Origin of the sequence: Streptomyces sp. AV19 (assembly GCF_015999245.1) — a bacterium.
Classification (GTDB): domain Bacteria; phylum Actinomycetota; class Actinomycetes; order Streptomycetales; family Streptomycetaceae; genus Streptomyces.
This window is the reverse complement of the sequence record NZ_JAEAMR010000004.1, coordinates 63,926-83,527: the sequence shown is the minus strand read 5'-3', so window position 1 is coordinate 83,527 and position 19,602 is coordinate 63,926. Positions and strand designations below refer to the sequence as shown.

Sequence of the window (19,602 nt, the reverse complement as noted above, 5' to 3'; positions counted from 1 at the left end):
CCGTCGCGTTGCGCGACGAGGGGTTCCGCCCGGTTTGTGCGGGACGGTCAGTCGTTGCCGTTGCCCGGCGCGGGCGCCGTCTTGGCGATCTGCATCAGGAACTCGGCGTTGGACTTCGTCTGCTTCATCTTGTCGAGGAGCAGCTCGATGGCCTGCTGCGAGTCCAGGGCGTGCAGCACGCGGCGGAGCTTCCAGACGATGGCCAGCTCGTCGGCGCCGAGCAGGATCTCCTCCTTGCGGGTGCTGGACGGGTCGACGTCCACCGCGGGGAAGATGCGCTTGTCGGCGAGCTTCCGGTCGAGCTTGAGCTCCATGTTGCCGGTGCCCTTGAACTCCTCGAAGATCACCTCGTCCATCCGCGAGCCGGTCTCGACCAGCGCGGTGGCCAGGATGGTCAGCGAGCCGCCGTCCTCGATGTTGCGCGCGGCACCGAAGAACTTCTTCGGCGGGTAGAGCGCGGTCGAGTCGACACCACCGGACAGGATGCGGCCCGAGGCGGGGGCCGCCAGGTTGTAGGCGCGGCCCAGGCGGGTGATCGAGTCCAGCAGGACGACCACGTCGTGACCCAGCTCGACGAGACGCTTGGCGCGCTCGATGGCCAGCTCGGCGACGGTGGTGTGGTCCTCGGCCGGGCGGTCGAAGGTCGAGGAGATGACCTCGCCCTTGACCGACCGCTGCATGTCGGTGACCTCTTCCGGACGCTCGTCGACCAGGACGACCATCAGGTGGCACTCGGGGTTGTTGGTGGTGATCGCGTTGGCGATCGCCTGCATGATCATGGTCTTGCCGGTCTTCGGCGGGGCTACGATCAGACCGCGCTGGCCCTTGCCGATGGGGGCGACCAGATCGATGATACGGGTCGTCAGAACGCCCGGGTCGGTCTCCAACCGCAGCCGGTCCTGCGGGTAGAGCGGGGTCAGCTTGTGGAACTCGGGCCGCCCGCGGCCGGTTTCGGGCGCCATGCCGTTCACCGAGTCGAGGCGCACGAGGGCGTTGAACTTCTCGCGGCGCTCGCCGTCCTTGGGCTGGCGCACCGCGCCGGTGACGTGGTCGCCCTTGCGCAGGCCGTTCTTGCGGACCTGGGCGAGGGAGACGTAGACGTCGTTCGGACCGGGCAGGTAGCCGGAGGTCCGGATGAAGGCGTAGTTGTCGAGGATGTCCAGGATGCCCGCGACGGGGATCAGGACGTCGTCCTCGGACAGCTGCGGCTCGTTCGCGAAGTCCTCGCGGCCGCGACGGCCCCGGCGGTCGCGGTAGCGGCCACGACGGCCGCGGCGGCCGCCCTCGAAGTCGTCCTCGTCCTGCGGGCCCTGCTCGGCGCGGCCGGCGCCGCGCTCGCGCTGCTGGCGGTTGCCGCCCTGCTGGCCGGCGCCCTGGCCCTCCTCGCCACGGCCACGGCGGTCGCGCTGGCCGCGCTCGCCACGCTCACCGCGCTCGCGGCGGTCGCCCTTCTGGCCGCGCTCGCCGCGGTCCTGGCGGTCGCCCTTGGCACGGCCGCCGTCGGCCTCGGCCTCCGGCTTCTCCGAGGTCAGCACCTCGGTGCGGGCCTCGGCACGGGACTCGGCGCGCGCGGCGTCCGCGCCCTCGGGGCTGCCGGCGGGCGCGGTGGCCCGACGGCGACGGCGCTCGCCGGACGGCGCCTCGTCGCCGCCGCCCTGACCCGGGATCTCGATCTGCTGCGGGGCCGCGGCCTGCTCGGCGGCGGCTTTCTCGGCCGCGCCCTCGCCCGTACGGGCCCGCGAGGTGGCACGGCGCTTCGGCTTCTCGGCCGGCGCCTCCGCGGGCTGCTCGGCGGCGGGCTTGGCGGCACCGCCGGAGGCGGCCTGCCTCTCCTTGATGACCTCGATCAGCTGGCCTTTGCGCATCCGCGCGGTGCCCTTGATGCCGAGGCTGGAGGCGAGCTGCTGGAGCTCGGCCAGGACCATGGCGTCGAGGCCCGTGCCCGAGCGTCGCCGCCGCGGGGCGGCGGAAGCACCGGTGGCAGGCGCGGCGGGAGCGTCCGTGGCGGGCGCGGAGGCACTCTTGTCAGTGCCGGCGGCGTTCACGCCCATCAGATCGGTGGTGTCGCTCACGAAGGGGTCCTTCCCTGGAGCGGGCGTCGGCCTGTCTGGCTCGGCGACCGGTTGTGCTGTCCGGCTGCGGTCCTGCTTGCGAACCGGGCCGGGGCGGTGGTCCGCCGCGGTACGGCGGAAGAATCAGTGCGTTGATGCCGGCGTGAAGAAATTAGTGAAGACATGACGCATCACTTCACTCATGTCGCCCACGCCGATTCCGGAGCGTGCTCGAATCTGCTCAGGCAGTCTGGGAGGCTCCCGGAAGAAAAGCGGTCCCTGATCGGGACACAGAGCACCGAGCCGATGTGGCTTCGGGTGCAGACTTGAGGTTAACACTACCGGATCCCACAAACATTCCCCCTCTCAAAGACCGGCAACCGCGTTTCCGCGGGCCCTTCTCCTTGCGAGCGCGGGCGCGGCGCGGGCCGCCGCTCCCCTGCTCACGCGGCGAGCGGCAACACGCTCGCCCCCCCGGCGTCGAGGGCCAGCCGGTTGGCCGCCCATCCCTCGCCCGCCAGCCGCGCGACCTTGTCGGCCGCACTGTCCTCGACCAGCGCGAGCACCGTGGGGCCCGCACCGGAGATGACCGCGGGCACACCGTCCGCCCGCAGCCGGTTGACCAGGGCCACGCTCTCCGGCATCGCCGGGGCGCGGTACTCCTGGTGGAGCCGGTCCTCGGTGGCCGGCAGCAGCAGCTCGGGGCGCCGCGTCAGCGCCTCGACCAGCAGCGCCGCCCGTCCGGCGTTGGCCGCGGCGTCCACATGGGGGACCTGCCGCGGCAGCAGCCCCCGCGCGGTCTCGGTGGCCACCGGCCGGCCGGGGACGAAGACCACCGGAACGATGGAACCGACCGGGTCCATCCGAACGGCCCGGGCCACCCCCGCGTCCATCCAGGCCAGGGTGAAGCCGCCGAGCAGACACGCGGCGACGTTGTCGGGGTGGCCCTCGATCTCGGTGGCCAGGTCCAGCATCGCCGTCTCGCCGAGCCGCTCGGCCCCGCCTATCGTCACCGCCCGGGCGGCGACGATCCCCGCGCAGATCGCGGCGGCCGAGGAGCCCAGACCGCGGCCGTGCGGGATGCGGTTGGCGCAGACCACTTCGAGGCCGCGCGGCTGGCCGCCCAGCAGGTCGAACGTGGTGCGCAGGGACCGTACGAGCAGGTGGCTCTCGTCGCGCGGGAGGGAATCGGCACCCTCACCGGCGATGTCGACGTGCAGCCCGGATTCGGCCACCCGGACCACGACGTCGTCGTAGAGGCCCAGGGACAGACCGAGGGCGTCGAAGCCGGGACCGAGGTTTGCGCTGGTGGCAGGGGTGCGCACTCGGACGGCGGCGGCGCGGAAGGCGGGACCGGCCATCGCTCGATGACTCTCCTTGATGTGGCCTTGGTAGGGCGTGCGACATCCGCAAGGGCCGCGACGACGACACCGCATGGTGGGCGGCTCGGTTCTGCGACGGGGCGGAGTGAGGACAGCCTATCGAAGGAAGGTTCTGTGGCGACATAGGGCGCACAGGCGGCGCGCGATGCGTGTCGCACGCCAACCTGTGCCCCCTCGTCGGCTTTGCCGGACTTTCTCCGGACTTGTGACCTGCGGCGTTGCGCCGGGGCCGGATGACCCGAGGGCGGGTTACGCGAGGCCGAGCCGCTCCGCGGCCACCGCCGCGTCCACCGGCACCGTGACCGGCTGCGGGGCACCGGCCACCGCCCAGTCGGGGTCCTTGAGCCCGTTGCCCGTCACCGTGCAGACGATGCGCTGGCCCGGGTCGACCTCGCCCTCCTCGGCCGCCTTGAGCAGGCCGGCGACGCTCGCCGCCGAGGCGGGCTCGACGAAGACGCCCTCCTGCGCGGCCAACAGCCGGTAGGCGGCGAGGATCTGACGGTCCGTCACCTCGTCGATGCGGCCGCCCGACTCGTCGCGCGCCTGCTCGGCGAACTTCCACGAGGCGGGATTGCCGATGCGAATGGCCGTGGCGATGGTGTGCGGGTCCTTCACCGGGGCACCGCGCACGATTGGCGCCGAGCCCGAGGCCTGGTAGCCCCACATGCGCGGGGTGCGGGAGGCGATGCCGTCGGCGGCGTACTCCCGGTACCCGCGCCAATAGGCGGTGATGTTGCCCGCGTTGCCCACCGGCAGCACATGGATGTCCGGGGCGTCGCCGAGCGCGTCGACGATCTCGAAGGCCGCCGTCTTCTGGCCCTCGATACGCGCCGGATTGACCGAATTGACCAGCGCCACCGGGTAGTTGTCGGCCAGGCCGCGCGCCAGGTCCAGGCAGTCGTCGAAGTTTCCGGCGACCTGGAGGATGCGCGCGCCGTGCACCAGCGCCTGGCCCATCTTGCCGAGCGCGATCTTGCCCTCGGGGACGAGGACGGCGCACACCATGCCCGCCCGCACCGCGTAGGCGGCGGCGGAGGCCGAGGTGTTGCCCGTGGAGGCGCAGATGACGGCCTTCGCGCCCTCCTCCTTGGCGCGCGAGATGGCCATCGTCATGCCGCGGTCCTTGAAGGAACCCGTGGGGTTGGCGCCCTCCACCTTCAGATGGACCTCACAGCCGGTGCGCTCGGAGAGCACCTGCGCGGGCACCAGCGGCGTACCGCCCTCGCGCAGGGTCACCACCGGCGTGGCCGCCGTGACCGGCAGCCGGTCGCGGTACTCCTCGATGATGCCCCGCCACTGACGGGTGGCGGCGTTGTTCGCAGACATCGACATCGTTCCTCTTGCTTCCCTACTCGCCCTCAACGCGCATGATGCTCGCGACCCCGCGCACCGTGTCCAGCCTGCGCAGTGCCTCGACCGTGGCCGACAGCGCGGCGTCGGCGGCCCGGTGGGTGACGACGACCAGCGCCGCCTCGCCGTCCTTGCCCTGCTGGCGGACGGTGTCGATGGAGACGCCGTGCTCGGCGAAGACCGTCGCGACCTGCGCGAGGACGCCCGGCCGGTCGGCGACGTCGAGGCTGATGTGGTACCGCGTGACCACCTCGCCCATCGGGCTCACCGGCAGCCGGGTGTACGCGGACTCGCCCGGGCCGGTGGTCCCGGCCAGCTTGTTGCGGCAGACGGCGACCAGGTCGCCGAGGACCGCGGAGGCGGTCGGCGAGCCGCCGGCGCCCGGGCCGTAGAACATCAGCTGCCCGGCCGCCTCGGCCTCGACGAACACCGCGTTGTACGCCTCGCGCACCGAGGCGAGCGGGTGGGTCAGCGGGATCATCGCCGGGTGCACCCGGGCGGTGACCGACCGGCCGTCGGCGGCCCGCTCGCAGATCGCCAGCAGCTTGATGGTGCAGCCCATCTGCTTCGCGGAGGCGAAGTCGGCGGCCGTGACCTCCGTCATGCCCTCGCGATGGACGTCGTCCAGCCGGACCCGGGTGTGGAAGGCGATGCCCGCCAGGATCGCGGCCTTCGCGGCGGCGTCGAAGCCCTCGACGTCCGCGGTGGGGTCGGCCTCGGCGTACCCCAGCGCGGTGGCCTCGTCCAGCGCCTCGGAGTAGCCGGCGCCGCTGGTGTCCATCTTGTCGAGGATGAAGTTGGTGGTGCCGTTGACGATGCCCAGCACCCGGTTCACCGTGTCGCCGGCCAGGGACTCGCGCAGCGGCCGGACCAGCGGGATGGCGCCGGCGACGGCGGCCTCGTAGTAGAGGTCCACGCCGTGCTGCTCCGCGGCGGCGTGCAGCGCGGCGCCGTCCTCGGCGAGCAGCGCCTTGTTGGCGGAGACGACGCTCGCGCCGTGCTCGAAGGCGGTGGTGATCAGCCCGCGGGCCGGCTCCAGACCGCCGATGACCTCGACGACGACGTCGATGTCACCCCGTTTGACCAGGGCCGTCGCATCGGTGGTGATCAGCTCCGCGGGGATCCCGGCGCGGACCCGGCTCGGGCGGCGGACCGCGATGCCGGCCAGCTCGACGGGGGCCCCGATCCGCGCCGTGAGGTCGTCCGCGTGCGTCGTCATGATGCGCGCCACCTCGGAGCCGACTACCCCACAGCCCAGCAGCGCCACTTTGAGCGGACGCGTTCGCATCATGCGACCTCGTTTCTCGTACATCTTGAGTAATACACAGTCTCACTCACCGGACGGGTGGTTCCCCACCGCGTCCAGCATCCGAGACCCCGCCTTCCGTTCGGCGGTTCCGTCAGCCGACGTCGAGCCGGAGCAGGTCCTCTTCGGTCTCGCGTCGGACGATCACTCGCGCCGTGCCGTCCTTGACCGCCACGACGGGCGGGCGCAGCGCGTGGTTGTAGTTGCTCGCCATGGACCGGCAGTACGCGCCGGTCGCGGGCACGGCGATCAGGTCGCCGGGGGCGAGGTCCGCGGGAAGGAAGGCGTCGCGCACGACGATGTCGCCGGACTCGCAGTGCTTGCCGACGACGCGGGAGAGCATCGGGGCGGCCGTCGAGGTGCGGGAGACCAGGGCCACCGAATACTCCGCGTCGTACAGCGCGGTACGGATGTTGTCGGACATGCCGCCGTCGACGCTGACGTAGGTGCGCAGTCCGGGCAGCTCCTTGACCGTCCCCACCTCGTAGAGCGTGAAGGCGGTGGGGCCCACGATGGCGCGCCCCGGCTCGACGGACAGCCGCGGCACGGCCAGTCCGGCGGCCGCGCACTCGCGCTCGACGATGGCGCGCAGCGCGGTGGCGATCTCGTGCGGCTCGCGCGGGTCGTCCTCGGGGGTGTAGGCGATGCCCAGGCCGCCGCCGAGGTCGATCTCCGGCAGCTCGACGCCGTGCTCGTCGCGGACCTCGGCCAGCAGTCCGACGACGCGGCGGGCCGCGACCTCGAAGCCGGAGGTGTCGAAGATCTGCGAGCCGATGTGCGAGTGGATGCCGACGAGCTCCAGCCCGTCCAGCTTGAGGGCCCGGCGCACGGCCTCGGCGGCCAGCCCGCCGGCCAGCGGGAGGCCGAACTTCTGGTCCTCGTGGGCCGTGGCGATGAACTCGTGGGTGTGCGCCTCGACGCCGACCGTGACGCGGATCTGCACCCGCTGCCGCTTGCCGGCCTTCTGGGCGATGTGGGCGACGCGCACGATCTCCTGGAAGGAGTCGACGACGATCCGCCCGACGCCGGCCTCGACGGCGCGGGTGATCTCCCGGGCGGACTTGTTGTTGCCGTGCAGGGCGATGCGCTCGGCGGGCATGCCCGCGGCGAGCGCGGTGGAGAGCTCGCCGCCGGAGCAGACGTCGAGGTTGAGCCCCTCCTCGGTCAGCCAGCGCACGACGGCGCGGGAGAGGAAGGCCTTGCCCGCGTAGAAGACGTCGGCGTCCGTGCCGAAGGCCTCGCGCCAGGCCCGGCAGCGGGCCCGGAAGTCGTCCTCGTCGAGGAAGTAGGCGGGCGTCCCGAACTCCTCGGCCAGGTGCTTGACGTCCAGTCCGCCGACGGTGGCCGTGCCCGCGGCGTCGCGGGAGACGGTGCGGGACCAGACGCGCGGGTCGAGGGTGTTGAGGTCGGCGGGCGGAGCGAGGTGGTGGGCCTCGGGCAGGACGTCGGCGTAGCGGGGCCCGGCGGGGTGGGCGGAGCGGCTCATGGTGCGATCCCCTCGGAGGTGCTCAGAGGTGTGCGGGTGCGGTGATGCCGAGCTGGTCGAGGCCGTCTGCGAGCACCGTTCCCGTGGCCTCGGCGAGGGCCAGGCGGGCGCGGTGGACGACCGAGGGTTTCTCGTCGCCGCGGGGCAGCGGCGTACAGGACGTCTGCCAGCGCAGGAACGCGTCGGCCAGGCGCTCCAGCGCGCGGGCGAGCCGCTCGGGGTCGCGGGCGGAGACGATGCGGGGGTGGTCGGCGAGGGCGGTCAGCAGCGGGGCGTCCGCCTCGTCGTAGGCCTCCGTGACCTCCGGGGCGTAACCCAGGTCGCGCGCGTTGCGCAGCAGCGCGCGGCACCGGGAGTGCGCGTAGCGCACCCGGAAGAGGGGGTTGTCCTCGCGCTGGACGAGGAGCAGGTCGCGGTCGAGGCCGGGGGGGCAGAGCAGGCTCCAGCGGGCGGCGTCGGAACCGAGTCGTCGCACGAGCGCGTCCGGGGGGCACAGCGGCAGCGGCTCGCTCCCCTGCTGCGGTACGAGCGCCTCCCGCACGATCCGTCCGCCGGGCGGGCCGTCGAGGGTGATGTTGAGGAATCCCGGCCCGGCGATCTCGACCCGGGCGATGCCCGGCTCCTGGGCCAGGCGGCGGCGCAGCACCTCGGCCACGTCCCGGGCGGGCCGCCCGCTGTCCTTGGCCAGCCGCAGCGCGATGCTGGTGGCGTAGTCGCCGCACCCCGGCCGGGGTGGCACCCGCACTCCGGCCGTCGCCGGCACCACGGCACGCAGCTCGTCGGCCTCGACGGCGCGACGCACGGCGTGCAGCACGGTGCGGGAGAGATCGGCGGGGGTCACGGGGTCCACCCTAGGGGAGGAGGTGGGTCACTCCGCCAACCGGTTTCCTCTCCTTTTGCCCGGCTACCCCGCCGGCCGTACGACCGGCTCCGCATCCCCCGGCGCGGCGCCCTCCGTCAGCCCCGCCTCCCCCGCTCCCCCACGGCCACGCCGCAGTCTGCGCACCATCCGCACCAGCTCCGCGGGCTCGAACGGCTTCGCCAGGAACGCGTCCACCCCCGCCGACCGCCCGCTCTCCACCTCGAGTTGGGTGCAGGCGCTGATGATGGCGACGGGTATGTGCCGCGTGCGCGCGTCGGCCCGCAGCCGCGCGGCCGTCCGCAGCCCGTCGAGCCGGGGCATGACGAAGTCCAGAGTCACGACGTCCGGGCGCACGCTGTGCACGATCTCCAGGCACTCGGCACCGTCGGCCGCGGTCACGACCTCGAAGCCCTCCAGCTCGAGATTGACCCTGATCAACTGCCGGATGACCCTGTTGTCGTCGACAACAAGGACCCGGCCGGACAAGCCAGGCACACCCCGAGAGTAGGCGCGTGACCGGCGCCGCGTCCGGCTTTTCGGCACTTCCGCCCCCCGCGGGCGAGCACCCCCGGCCCCCGCCCGGCAACCCGTTACGGATCACCCGCCCGGAGCTGGTAGTGTTCTTCCTGTCGCCGCGAGCGAGACCGCGAACGGAAGACACGCCCCCGTAGCTCAGGGGATAGAGCAACGGCCTCCGGAGCCGTGTGCGCAGGTTCGAATCCTGCCGGGGGCACTTCGAAAAAGAAGTGCCGAAAGACCCCGCGATCAGCTGCAAGGCTGGTGCGGGGTCTTTGCGTATTCCATGACGTTTGCGGCGATGATCGATGGCGTGACGCCCATCACAGCACTCGCTGCCGCAATCGCCCTGCTCGTGGTCATCGCGGGTCCCGCGAGCGTGTAAAGTTGTTCTCGCAACGCGCGCTCGTAGCTTAACGGATAGAGCACTTGACTACGGATCAAGAGGTTGCAGGTTCGAATCCTGCCGAGCGCACCGTGAAGGCCCGTTCCGAATTCTTCGGAACGGGCCTTTTGCATGCGCGACGAGATACGAACGCACGGCGCGCAGGCCGGACTTGGGGAAGTCTCGGCCTGAAGGCGCCGGAACGATTCGGTGGTTCGGGTTCCAGGGGGTCAGATCTTCGGGAAGCCGAAGCCGTAGCCCTGCTGCTTCAGCCAGGGAAGCGTTTCTTCCATCGCGGCCAGCGTCTGGCTGCGGTCGCCGCCCGCGTCGTGGAAGAGGATCGTGGGGCCGTCGGCCACCTCCCGCTTGACGTTGGCCACGATGCGGGCCGTCCCCGGGCGCTGCCAGTCGCGGCTGTCCACCTGCCAGCCGAGCGGGCGCATGCCGTGGGCGGCGGCGACCTTGCGGCTGTAGGGGGTGAAGGCGCCGCCGGGGGCGCGGTAGTAGCGCACCTTCGTCCCGTCGCCGGCGGCGTCCTCTATCAGCTTCTGGGCGTCGAGGATCTGGCTCGCCTGGTAGGGCTCGGGGCGCTTGTCCATGGCGGTGTTGTGGTCCATGGAGTGGTCGCAGAGCCGGTGGCCGTCGGCGACGACCTTCTTCACGAGCGACGGGTACTCCTTGGCGCGCGGACCTATCATGCAGAAGGTCGCCTTGACGCTGCTGCGCCGGAGCAGTTCGAGCACCTTGGGGGTCCAGACCGGGTCCGGACCGTCGTCGATGGTGATGTTGACGACCTTGCCGCTGCTCTCGCTGTCGTGCGAGATCTCCTCCGACACCGGGCCGCCCGCGTCGGGTTCGGCGGCCCTGCCCCGCTCGCGCGGGGTCTTCGCGGCCGGCGCGTCCGCGGAGACCCGCCCGCTCCCCCCGTCGTCCGAGCTCTGGCCGGCCATCGCCACCGAGCCCAGTATCAGCCCGAGGAGCGCCAGTCCCGACGTGGCCGCCACCGCGATGTGCCGCCTCCGCCCGGTAGATTGCGTCATAAACGATCCCCACTCCCTCGCACGCCTGTCTGTACCCTGCCCGCGAAGACGTGCTTGTACCGCAAGTCGTTCCCTTATGCGGTATCGCTCACAAAACAGTGACAAAGCAGGCACCAAGTGCCTGAAAAGTCCTCAATCACCGTACGGCGCCCACTCTTCCGGCCTTCGCGCTCCATCTTCTCCCGGAACGTCCACGTCCTCGCCCCGAGGGTCGGCCACGAAGCGCCGGGCGTCGAACCGGCCGGCCGGCTCCGGGACTCCCCTGTCCCCATGGGCCCGTTGGAACCGCTCGTCGCACGGAGAGCGAAGGGACGCCAATCCTTCGCGACGTCCCGGGGATTGACTGGCTTGCTGACAAGTAGTCTCATAAGCGAGTGACTCCGGGTAACCCGCAAGTGAGGTGGGATCGGTCATGGCAGAACGGACACCTGGGATATCGGCGGCAGCCGTGACGGACATCGCGGACGGCGACGCGCTCGGGCCGCTCAAGGACCGTGAGCAGGTCGCCCGGCGGCTGCTGGAGTCCTCGGCCAGGCACTCCTTCGACCCGGACACCGAGCTCGACTGGGACGCGCCGCCGGAGGAGGGCAAGTGGTACTGGCCGCCCGAGCTCGTCTCCCTCTACGGGACGCCGCTGTGGCGGCGGATGACGGAGGAGCAGCGCTTTGAACTCGCCCGGCACGAGGCGGCGTCGCTGGCCTCGCTGGGCATCTGGTTCGAGATCATCCTGATGCAGCTGCTGGTCCGGCACATCTATGACAAGCCCGTGACCAGTGCGCACGTGCGGTACGCGCTGACCGAGATAGCGGACGAGTGCCGGCACTCCAAGATGTTCGCCCGGCTGATCGAGCGCAGTGGCGCGCCCACGTACCCCGTTCCCCGGCTGCACCACAACCTGGCGCGGATCCTCAAGACCGTCTCGACGACGCCGGGTTCGTTCGCGTGCACACTGCTCGGCGAGGAGATCCTCGACTACATGCAGCGGCTGACGTTCCCCGACGAGCGGGTGCAGACGCTGATGCGCGGTGTCACGCGGATCCATGTGGTGGAGGAGGCGCGGCACGTGCGGTACGCGCGGGAGGAGCTGCGGCGGCAGATGCGGAGCTGTCCGCGCTGGGAGGCGGAGCTGACGCGGGTGACGTGCGGGGAGGCGGCTCGGGTGTTCTCGGTCGCGTTCGTCAATCCGGCGGTGTACACGAATGTGGGGCTGGACCGGGGGGAGGCGGTGGCGCAGGTGCGGGCGAGTGGGCATCGGCGGGATGTGATGCAGGCGGGGGCGCGGCGGTTGACGGATTTCCTGGAGGAGATCGGGGTGTTGAGGGGGGTCGGACGGAGGCTTTGGCGCAGCTCGGGGCTGCTGGCGTAGGGGAGCCGTCGCAGGCCGGGCCGGGGCGCGTATGCGCCCCACCCACTACCCTGCCCGCATGACCGGCAGCAACAGCGCCCCCGCCTCCTACCGTCGCCTCGACGTCGCGCGGCGCCGCGCGCAGTTGATCCGGGCCGCCCTCGGGCTCTTCGCGCACCGTTCGCCCGAGGACGTCTCGCTGGACGACGTCGCCGTCGCCGCCGAGGTCTCCCGGCCGCTGGTCTACCGCTACTTCCCGGGCGGAAAGACGCAGTTGTACGAGGCCGCGCTGCGCAGCGCCGTGGAGGAGCTCACGCAGTGCTTCGCCGTACCGCAGGAAGGGCCGCTCACCGGGCGGCTGGCGGGAGCCCTCGACCGTTACCTGGCCTTCGTGGACGAGCACGACGCCGGGTTCAGCGCGCTGCTGCGCAGCGGCAGCGTCGTGGCGACGTCCCGGACCGGGGCGATCGTGGACGAGGTGCGGCGCGGCGCCGCGGGGCACATCCTGGCGCACCTGCGGGTGCCGGAGCCGGGGGTGCGGCTGCGGATGGCGGTCCGTACGTGGATCACCGCGGTCGAGGGGGCGTCGCTGACCTGGCTGGACGAGGGCAAGCAGCCGGCGGTGGAGGAGCTGCGCGACTGGCTGGTGGACCACTTCGTGGCGCTGCTGCTGGCGACCGCCGCGCACGACGGGCAGACGGCGCGGGTGGCCGCGGCGGCGCTCGCCCTGGAGCCGGCCGACGGCGCGGCCGCGTCCCTGGCGCGGCGGACGGTGGCGCTGCTCACGGAGGCCGGAAACCTGATCCCGCGCCCGTAGGCTCGGGGCGTGCGAAGCGAAGACGTGCCCTTCGAGGGCGGGCCCCTGGACGGACGGGTACTGCCGGTGCTGCTGGGGCCCACGGGGCATCCGCCCAAGGTCTACGAGGTGCCGGTGCCCGACGCGGACGGCGGTCCGCCCACCGTCCTGGTCTACCGGCGGGTCCAGGCCGGCACCACGCGCCGGCTCGGGCTGCCGAGGGGCTGGAAGTACGTCCACGACCCCGAGGGGCGGCGGAGCACCGGCCCGCGGTGGCCCTGGTCGCGACCGGCAACCAACCGTCCGGCAGATTGACCGCATTGGGCGGTTTCGGGCCCAGGCGTGGCCAATACGCACCAATAGTGCTACTGCCGCATGACACGATCCTCCCGAGGTCCGACCGGACCCCGGCCCCGGAGGTGAACCCGTGTCAGGACGGCCGTCAGGACGGCTGGTGCGTCGCTTGTGCGCCGTGCTGCTGACCGCCGCCGTCACCCTGTCCGCCCCCGCCCCCCGCGGCCACGCCGACCCGCCGCCCGGCCAGTCCGTCAGCACCCTGCTCGGCCGGCTGCGCACCCTCCACCGGTCCGCCGAGGAGGCGACGAAGGCGTACGAGGCCACCGACGCGAAGCTGCGCCTGCAGCGCGCGGCGGTCGCCCGCTCGGAGGAGGAGCTGGCCCGGGCCAGGACCGACCTGGCCGACAGCCGCGACGAGGCGGGCCGGCTGGCCCGCGAGCAGTACCGGGGCACCGCCGAGGCCCTCTCCCCCGTCGTCACCTTCCTGTTCACCGCCGACCCGCAGCCCGCGCTGGACCGCCGCCACGAGCTCAGGCGCGCGGCCGGCCGCCGGGCCGGCACCCTCGGCAGGCTCGCGGACGGCGCGCAGCGCATCTCGGGGCTCGCCCGCCGGGCCCGCGAGGCCCTCGACGTCCAGATCGGCCTCGCCGAGCGGAAGCAGAAGCAGCGCGACACCGCCCGCGGCAGGCTCGACGAGGTGGAGAAGCTGCTCGCCGCGCTGACCCCGGCCCAACTGGCCGAGCTGCGGCGCCTGGAGGAGCACGACGTCCCGGCACGCCCCCTGGCCGGCGGCCCGCCGCCCCCGCCCACGCAGCACGGCGCGATGGCCGTCGACTTCGCCTACCAGCAGCTCGGCAAGCCCTACGTGTGGGGCTCGGCGGGCCCGGCGTCCTTCGACTGCTCGGGCCTCACCTCCCAGGCCTGGGCCCACGCGGGCAGCGCCATCCCCCGCACCAGCCAGGAGCAGTGGCGGTCGCTGCCCAAGGTGCCGCTGGACCGGCTGCGCCCCGGCGACCTGGTGGTCTACTTCCAGGGCGCCACCCATGTGGCCCTCTACGTCGGCGACGGCAAGGTCATACAGGCGCCCCGGCCGGGCACGACGGTGCGGCTCTCGCCGATCGCCGCCAACCCGCTGCTGGGGGCCGTACGACCGGACGCGGGCGACGATCCGCTCGCCCCGCCCCTGCCCGTCCTCCTGGAGAGCGCCCCCGCGCTCACGCGCCGGACGGGGACGGGCTGACCTCCCGCACCACCTCCCGCAGATACGCCTCCGCCGCCGCCTCCTCGAAGAGCCAGCCCTCGAAGTCGGCGGGGTCCGCGAAGCCGTTGGCGAAGCGGTCGGCGACCGGCTGGAGCCCGGCCGCGGCGCCGATCAGCCGCCGCAGGTGGCCGGGCGCGGGGGCCAGCATCGCGTTGGTCCACCGCGTGGCGTGCCGGGCGTCCGCCGCCCACCAGCGGTCGAACGCGGAGCGCATCCACGCCTCGTCGAACGGCTCGTCCCCGTGCTCCACGATCGACTCCAGGTACGAAGCGGCGCACCGGGCCGCCGAGTTGGCGCCCTGCGTGGTGACCGGGTCGTTGACGACGACCGCGTCGCCGGCCCCCAGCACGAGCCCGCCCGACGGCAGCCGCCCGACCGGGTCGCGGACGACCGGCGTGTAGCGGCCGGCCAGCGTGGCGCCCGCGTCGGTGAGTTCGACCTCGGTGGCCCGCCCGTACTCCCACGGCGTGAACCGTTCCACCAGCGCCAGCATCCGCGCCAGGTGCTCGGCGGGGCCGTCCACCGTGCGGAAGACGTCGAGCGGCCCGCCGGGCAGGCCCTCCCAGAAGAGGATGTCGGCCCGGCCGGACAGCGTGAGCGCGGGTATCACCAGCAACTCCCCCACGCCCGGCACGATGTTGCAGCGCACCGCGTCGTACTCCGGGTGCTCCGGGCGCGGGCCCAGGCCGTGCACGTACGCCAGGGCGAGGCAGCGCTGCGGGGCGGTGTACGGCGAGCGGGCCGCGTCCCGGGGGAAGAGGCCGGCCAGTTCGCCCTTGCCCGCGGCGACCAGCACCAGGTCGTAGCGGCGCGCGAAGTAGTCGAGGTCGCAGGCCGAGACGCCGTGCACCACGAGCCGGCCGCCGCGCGCGGCGAAGGTCTCCAGCCAGCCGGCCATCTTCAGCCGCTGGTCCACGGACTGGGCGCAGCCCTCCAGGCGGCCGACCCAGTCGACGATGCGCCGCACCCGCCCTGTCCCGCCCGGGCCGGGCGGCCCGGCCACCGAGACGCCGAGCCCCTCGATGCGCGGGGCGCGGCCGCTCCAGAAGTCGAGGCCGAGCTCGCGCTCGCGGGCGAGGGCGGAGGCGAACATGACCTGGGTCGAGGTGACCCGCCCGGAGCGCGTCTCGTCGGCCGTACGGCTGGAGACGAGCGTCACGTCGTACCCCCGGGCCTGGAGGCCGAGGGCGAGCTGGAGGCCGGACTGGCCGGCCCCGACTATGAGGATCCGTCGCATGGCTCCCTGTCTCGTGGATCCCTGTCGTGCGCCGTGTTACTGGGCTTCGCCTCGCATCGCCGGTCCGGCGTGCCCCGTGGACCCGTGGTCGCGGCCGGGGGTCCGGAGGGTGTCCCCCGGGGCGGCACAGTGGCCGGGGGTCCGGCCCGCGGCGAAGCCGCTGCGGGGGGCGGCGCCCCCCGGGGGAACGCGGTAGCCCGGTTCGGGGGTGACGTCGAGGGCGCGGCCGACGAGCGTCAGCAGGGACTCGACCACGGTGATCCGCTTCCGGGCGTCCATGATCAGCACCGGGATGCCGGTGGCCAGGGACAGCGCCTCGCGCACCGCCTCCGCCTCGTACCGGGGCGTGCCCTCGAAGTGGTTGACGGCGACGATGTACGGCAGGCCGCTGCTCTCGAAGTAGTCGAGGGCCGGGAAGCAGTCCTCCAGCCGCCGGGTGTCGCACATGACCACCGCGCCGATGGCCCCGCGCACCAGGTCGTCCCACATGAACCAGAACCGTTTCTGGCCCGGCGTGCCGAACAGGTAGAGGACCAGGTCCGGTTCGAGCGTGATCCGCCCGAAGTCCATGGCGACGGTGGTGGTGTCCTTCTCCGGGACGGCGACGGCGTCGTCCACCTCCTCGCCGGCGATCGTCATCACGGCCTCGGTGCGCAGCGGGGTGATCTCCGAGACCGAGCCGACGAACGTCGTCTTGCCGACGCCGAAGCCGCCCGCGACGACGATCTTCGTGGCGGCGGGGGCCCGGGTGCGGCCGGGGTCCGGCTTCTCCCGGGCCGGTTCCGGTCCCGTTATGGTGTCAGATCCTGCGAAGTCCACACTGCACCCTTTCGAGCAGCGCGCGGTCGGGCCGGCCGGTGCCGTGACCGGGGCCGTAGACGCGGATTCTTCCCTGGTCGGCCAAGTCGCCGAGGAGGACGCGGACCACGCCCAGCGGCATCTTGAGCAGCGCGGAGACCTCGGCGACGGAGCGCAGTCCGCGGCACAGGCCGACGATGGCGCGGACCTCCGGGAGCGCCCGGGCGATGAATCCCTCCCCGTCCGCCGTGGGGGGCGGGGCCTGCACGAAGGTCTCCAGCTGGAGGACGTGTCCGCACGGGGGGCGCCCGCCGGTGAACGAATACGGGCGCACGCGCGCCGAGGTGCGCGTTCCGCTCACCGGACGGCCTCCACCGACTGCCGCAGCTCCCTGCGGAGTTCGGGGGTGAGCACGTGCCCGGCCCGGCCGACGAAGAGCGCCATGTGGTAGGCGACGACGCTCATGTCGCAGTCCGGCGTGGTGTGGACGCCGAGCAGTGACCCGTCGCTGATGGTCATCACGAACAGGCTGCCCTCCTCCATGGCCACCATCGTCTGCTTGACCGTGCCCCCGTCCATCAGCGCCGCGGCCCCGGTGGTCAGGCTGCCCAGGCCCGCGACGATGGTGGCGAGGTCGGCCGTGGAGTGCCGCGGGCCCTCCGGCAGGCTCCCGCCGACGCGCTGCCCCTCCGGGTCGGAGGAGAGCAGCAGCAGACCGTCGGAGGAGACGACGGCGACCGACCGGACGCCGGGCACCTCCTCGACCACGTCGGTCAGCAGCCAGTGCAGGTTGCGGGCCTCGTGGCTCAGCCCGTAGCCGGCGCCGCCGTGCGGGCCGGTGACGATGGGGGTGACGGGGGTCGCCCCTCCGGAAAATGCAGTCAACCGCGTGCCTCCTCGACATCGCCGCCGTCGTTCGGCGTCCCGGCTCGACGCTGATCACTCTCACGCTGCCCGGCGAGCTCCTGCGCCACGTCGCGCCGTCCCTCCCGAGCCCCTTGCTGGAAGCCGGCGAGTTTGGCGCGCAGCGCCTCCGCGTCCACGCCCCTGCGCATCCGCTGCACCGGCGGCGGCTGCGGAACGGTGCGGGGGGTGCGCTTGGGCAGCCCGTTGCCGGTCATGGCGCCGGCATGGGACGGCGGTGGTTCCGGGGCCGGCGGCCTGGCGTGCCGGCCGACGGCCGCCTGGGGTCCGGGGTGGGGTCCGGGGGCGGCCGGACGCTGCTCCGGCACCACCGACCGCACCCCGGGCGGGACGATCAGCTGGATGGTCGCCTCGTCCGGCGGGCCGGACGCCACGGGCTGCGGGGCGAAGCCCGCCATGCGCCGTGAACGTCCGGGAAGCTGGTGGGAGTTGGCCTCGGCGGCCGCGCCCGGGAAGTGGACGGGGGGCGCGGTCGAGGTGCCCGGGACCGGCGGCGCGGCCTGCGGGTCGGTGACGGCCGGCGGTGCGGCGGGCAGCAGCCGGGCGGGCAGCACCACGACGGCCGTGATGCCGCCGGGCCGCTGCTCGCGCAGCTGCACGCGGACCGCGTGCCGGGCGGCGAGCCGCGCGACGACGTACAGGCCGAGGCCCATCACGGCGTCGTCCGCGTGGCCGGGGACCCGTGCGCCCGGCGGCTCCGGGTCGCCCTGCGCCAGCAGGGAGTTGATCTCCTCCAGCCGGTCGGGGGCCATGCCGATGCCCTCGTCCTGGATGGAGAGCATCACGTCGCCGTTCTCCAGCAGCCAGCCGGAGACCTGCACCGGCACGTCCGGCGGCGAGAACGCCGTGGCGTTCTCCAGGAGTTCGGCCACCAGGTGGCTGATGTCGTCCGAGGCGAAGCCGGCGAGCTGGGCGCGGGCGGGCAGCGACTGGATGCGCACCCGCTCGTAGCGGTCGATCTCGCTGACGGAGGCGCGCAGCACGTCCAGCAGCGGCACCGCCCCCGCGTGCCCGCCGGCGTGCTCGGACCCGGCGAGGACCAGCAGGTTCTCGCTGTGCCGGCGCATCCGGGTGGCGAGGTGGTCGAGCTTGAAGAGGACGTCCAGCCGGTCGGGGTCCGCCTCGTGGGCCTCCATCGCCTCGATGACGGTCAGCTGCCGCTCGACGAGGCCCAAGGTGCGCAGCGACAGGCTCGCGCAGGTGCTGTGCGCGCGCCCGGCGGTGCGGGCGGCCTCGGCGTCCCGCTGCCGGTCGCGCTCGCGCAGGGCGTCGCGCTCCACGGCCAGGTCCTGCCGGGCGCCGTCCAGCCGGGCGCGTTCGCCCTCCAGCAGGTCGATGCGCTCGCGCTGCCGTACGACCGTGCCGTGCAGCACGTTGACCGACCGGGCGATCTCGGCGAACTCGTCGTCGCACCCCTTGACGGACACCGGCTCGCGGGCCGCCGGGTCGGCGCAGACGCGCCGGGCGCCGAGCCGCAGGGCGGCCAGCGGCCGGGTCACCGAGCGGGTGGAGCGCACGCCCGCCAGCAGGGCGACGAGGAAGCACGCGCCGACGAGCCCGGCCCGGGTGCGCAGCGCGGTGACGTCCCGGTCCCGCACCCGCTCCAGGTGGCCGGCCTCGGCGGCGGCGAGGTCGGACTCGACGCCGCGCATCCTGGCCAGCCGGGCGGTCAGCGCCGTGCGCAGCTCCTCGGCGTCGGCGGGGGCGGCGGACGGCGGCTGCGGCCCGGTGAGCAGGGCGGTCAGCCGGCTCTCGGCCGCGACGGAGTCGTGGGACTGCGCCGCCCGGGCGTAGGCGTCCTTGGCCTTGGCGGGGGCGAGTTGGGCGAAGTCGGCGAGGGCGGCGCGCTCGCGGGTGTCGGTCTGCTGCGCGGCGGCGGCGAGTTCGGGCCGGCCGCCGCGGGCGGCGAGGGCGGCGAGGAGCAGGCCGCGGGTGGCGGACGCCTCCTCGACGGCGCGGCCGAGCAGCGCCACGGCCTCCGCGTCGCCCGTCCCGGCCCGGGCCGGCAGCCGGGCCGCGAGGGTGCCCGCGACGCCGTGCAGGGCCTGCACGGTGGCGGTGTACTGGCGGAAGACGGTCAGCGCGTCGGCGTCGCCGGTCAGCGCCGTGCGGCGCTGCCGGGTCAGCTCCTCCAGCCGCTCGCGCACGGCGGCGGGCAGCGCGGCGCGGGACGAACGGGCCGTCAGGAACGCGCCCAGCTTGCGGTCCACCGCGGCCCGCTGCGCGGTGAGCGCGGCCGGTACGCCGCCGCGCCCGCCCGCCACGTACGCCGTGGTGGCGTCGCGCTCGTCCGCCAGGGTGTGGGCCAGCCGCACCGCGTCGTCGGCCGCCCCGGCCAGCGGGACCAGCCGGCCGGAGTCACCGGCGTCCCGCGAGGCGTCGGCGATGCCCAGGGCCCCCGCCCCCAGGACCGCCAGCGAGGCGAGCACGACGGACGTGGCCAGCCGGTTGCGGGCGCGCGCGGTGCGCTCGGGCACGCCCGTGGTCTGCTGTTCTCGCTGGCCGCCCCGAAGCCGCTTCTTCCGCACCGGTGCTCACATTCCGCTCGTGTGGTCTCGTCGGTCCC

Annotated in this window: 16 protein-coding genes, 2 tRNA genes and 1 pseudogene; 6 read left to right on the top strand and 13 right to left on the bottom strand. The window is 73.5% G+C overall.

Annotated elements, in window-relative coordinates; genetic code table 11:
* Positions 1-47 precede the first annotated feature (47 nt).
* The 7 genes from rho to I5Q34_RS05070 form a co-directional block, all read right to left on the bottom strand.
* A complete protein-coding gene (gene rho, locus I5Q34_RS05100) occupies positions 48-2,072 on the bottom strand; it encodes a transcription termination factor Rho (RefSeq protein ID WP_199890935.1) in 2,025 nt (674 codons plus the stop codon).
* A gap of 422 nt (positions 2,073-2,494) precedes the next feature.
* Positions 2,495-3,412 carry a homoserine kinase gene (gene thrB / locus I5Q34_RS05095; protein ID WP_199890934.1) on the bottom strand — a complete coding sequence of 306 codons (918 nt, stop codon included), beginning with the start codon at positions 3,410-3,412 and terminating at the stop codon, positions 2,495-2,497.
* Positions 3,413-3,682: 270 nt separating this feature from the next.
* The gene (gene thrC, locus I5Q34_RS05090; RefSeq protein ID WP_199890933.1) at positions 3,683-4,759 is read right to left on the bottom strand and encodes a threonine synthase; all 1,077 of its coding nucleotides are present in this window, start codon (positions 4,757-4,759) and stop codon (positions 3,683-3,685) included.
* Positions 4,760-4,781: 22 nt separating this feature from the next.
* Positions 4,782-6,074 (bottom strand): homoserine dehydrogenase, encoded by a 1,293-nt coding sequence (locus I5Q34_RS05085; RefSeq protein ID WP_199890932.1) that lies wholly within the window; start codon positions 6,072-6,074, stop codon positions 4,782-4,784.
* 109 nt (positions 6,075-6,183) lie between these two features.
* The gene (gene lysA, locus I5Q34_RS05080; protein WP_199890931.1) at positions 6,184-7,575 is read right to left on the bottom strand and encodes a diaminopimelate decarboxylase; all 1,392 of its coding nucleotides are present in this window, start codon (positions 7,573-7,575) and stop codon (positions 6,184-6,186) included.
* Between the two features lie 22 nt (positions 7,576-7,597).
* Positions 7,598-8,416 (bottom strand): ArgS-related anticodon-binding protein NrtL, encoded by an 819-nt coding sequence (gene nrtL, locus I5Q34_RS05075; protein WP_199890930.1) that lies wholly within the window; start codon positions 8,414-8,416, stop codon positions 7,598-7,600.
* 63 nt (positions 8,417-8,479) lie between these two features.
* Complete coding sequence (locus tag I5Q34_RS05070) at positions 8,480-8,923, bottom strand: PleD family two-component system response regulator (protein ID WP_234428482.1); 444 nt, start codon at positions 8,921-8,923, stop codon at positions 8,480-8,482.
* Between the two features lie 175 nt (positions 8,924-9,098).
* On the opposite strand from I5Q34_RS05070, the gene I5Q34_RS05065 reads away from it, so the two are divergent.
* Positions 9,099-9,170, top strand: a tRNA-Arg gene (locus I5Q34_RS05065).
* A 185-nt stretch (positions 9,171-9,355) separates the two neighbouring features.
* Positions 9,356-9,428: transfer RNA gene (locus I5Q34_RS05060), tRNA-Arg, on the top strand.
* A 140-nt stretch (positions 9,429-9,568) separates the two neighbouring features.
* Here I5Q34_RS05060 and I5Q34_RS05055 read toward each other — a convergent pair.
* Positions 9,569-10,378, bottom strand: a complete 810-nt coding sequence (locus I5Q34_RS05055; RefSeq protein WP_234428443.1) for a polysaccharide deacetylase family protein — start codon at positions 10,376-10,378, stop codon at positions 9,569-9,571.
* Positions 10,379-10,790: 412 nt separating this feature from the next.
* Between I5Q34_RS05055 and I5Q34_RS05050 the strand changes: the two genes are divergently transcribed.
* The 4 genes from I5Q34_RS05050 to I5Q34_RS05035 all read left to right on the top strand — a co-directional run bounded on the left by I5Q34_RS05050 (position 10,791) and on the right by I5Q34_RS05035 (position 14,056).
* Positions 10,791-11,744, top strand: coding sequence for a diiron oxygenase (locus I5Q34_RS05050; RefSeq protein WP_199890928.1), 954 nt, complete (start codon positions 10,791-10,793; stop codon positions 11,742-11,744).
* 58 nt (positions 11,745-11,802) lie between these two features.
* Positions 11,803-12,540, top strand: coding sequence for a TetR/AcrR family transcriptional regulator (locus tag I5Q34_RS05045; protein ID WP_199890927.1), 738 nt, complete (start codon positions 11,803-11,805; stop codon positions 12,538-12,540).
* 9 nt (positions 12,541-12,549) lie between these two features.
* Positions 12,550-12,834, top strand: coding sequence for a hypothetical protein (locus tag I5Q34_RS05040; RefSeq protein ID WP_199890926.1), 285 nt, complete (start codon positions 12,550-12,552; stop codon positions 12,832-12,834).
* Between the two features lie 139 nt (positions 12,835-12,973).
* On the top strand, positions 12,974-14,056 hold the full coding sequence (locus tag I5Q34_RS05035; RefSeq protein ID WP_277965650.1) for a C40 family peptidase: 1,083 nt from the start codon (positions 12,974-12,976) through the stop codon (positions 14,054-14,056).
* On the opposite strand, the gene I5Q34_RS05030 is transcribed toward I5Q34_RS05035, so the two are convergent.
* From I5Q34_RS05030 to I5Q34_RS05010, 5 genes and pseudogenes are all read right to left on the bottom strand, one after another.
* Positions 14,031-15,314: a styrene monooxygenase/indole monooxygenase family protein gene (locus tag I5Q34_RS05030; RefSeq protein ID WP_199890924.1), complete on the bottom strand. Its 1,284-nt coding sequence runs from the start codon at positions 15,312-15,314 to the stop codon at positions 14,031-14,033. The genes I5Q34_RS05035 and I5Q34_RS05030 overlap by 26 nt on opposite strands.
* A 204-nt stretch (positions 15,315-15,518) precedes the next feature.
* Positions 15,519-16,109, bottom strand: a pseudogene (locus I5Q34_RS05025) (ATP/GTP-binding protein); the annotation flags it as partial.
* 4 nt (positions 16,110-16,113) lie between these two features.
* Positions 16,114-16,473 (bottom strand): DUF742 domain-containing protein, encoded by a 360-nt coding sequence (locus tag I5Q34_RS05020; protein ID WP_199890922.1) that lies wholly within the window; start codon positions 16,471-16,473, stop codon positions 16,114-16,116.
* Entirely contained in the window at positions 16,470-16,958 is a 489-nt protein-coding gene (locus tag I5Q34_RS05015; protein ID WP_277965684.1) for a roadblock/LC7 domain-containing protein, read from the bottom strand. The genes I5Q34_RS05020 and I5Q34_RS05015 overlap by 4 nt, the downstream gene beginning before the upstream one ends.
* 35 nt (positions 16,959-16,993) lie before the next feature.
* Positions 16,994-19,513: a nitrate- and nitrite sensing domain-containing protein gene (locus I5Q34_RS05010; RefSeq protein ID WP_277965651.1), complete on the bottom strand. Its 2,520-nt coding sequence runs from the start codon at positions 19,511-19,513 to the stop codon at positions 16,994-16,996.
* Positions 19,514-19,602: the final 89 nt, after the last annotated feature.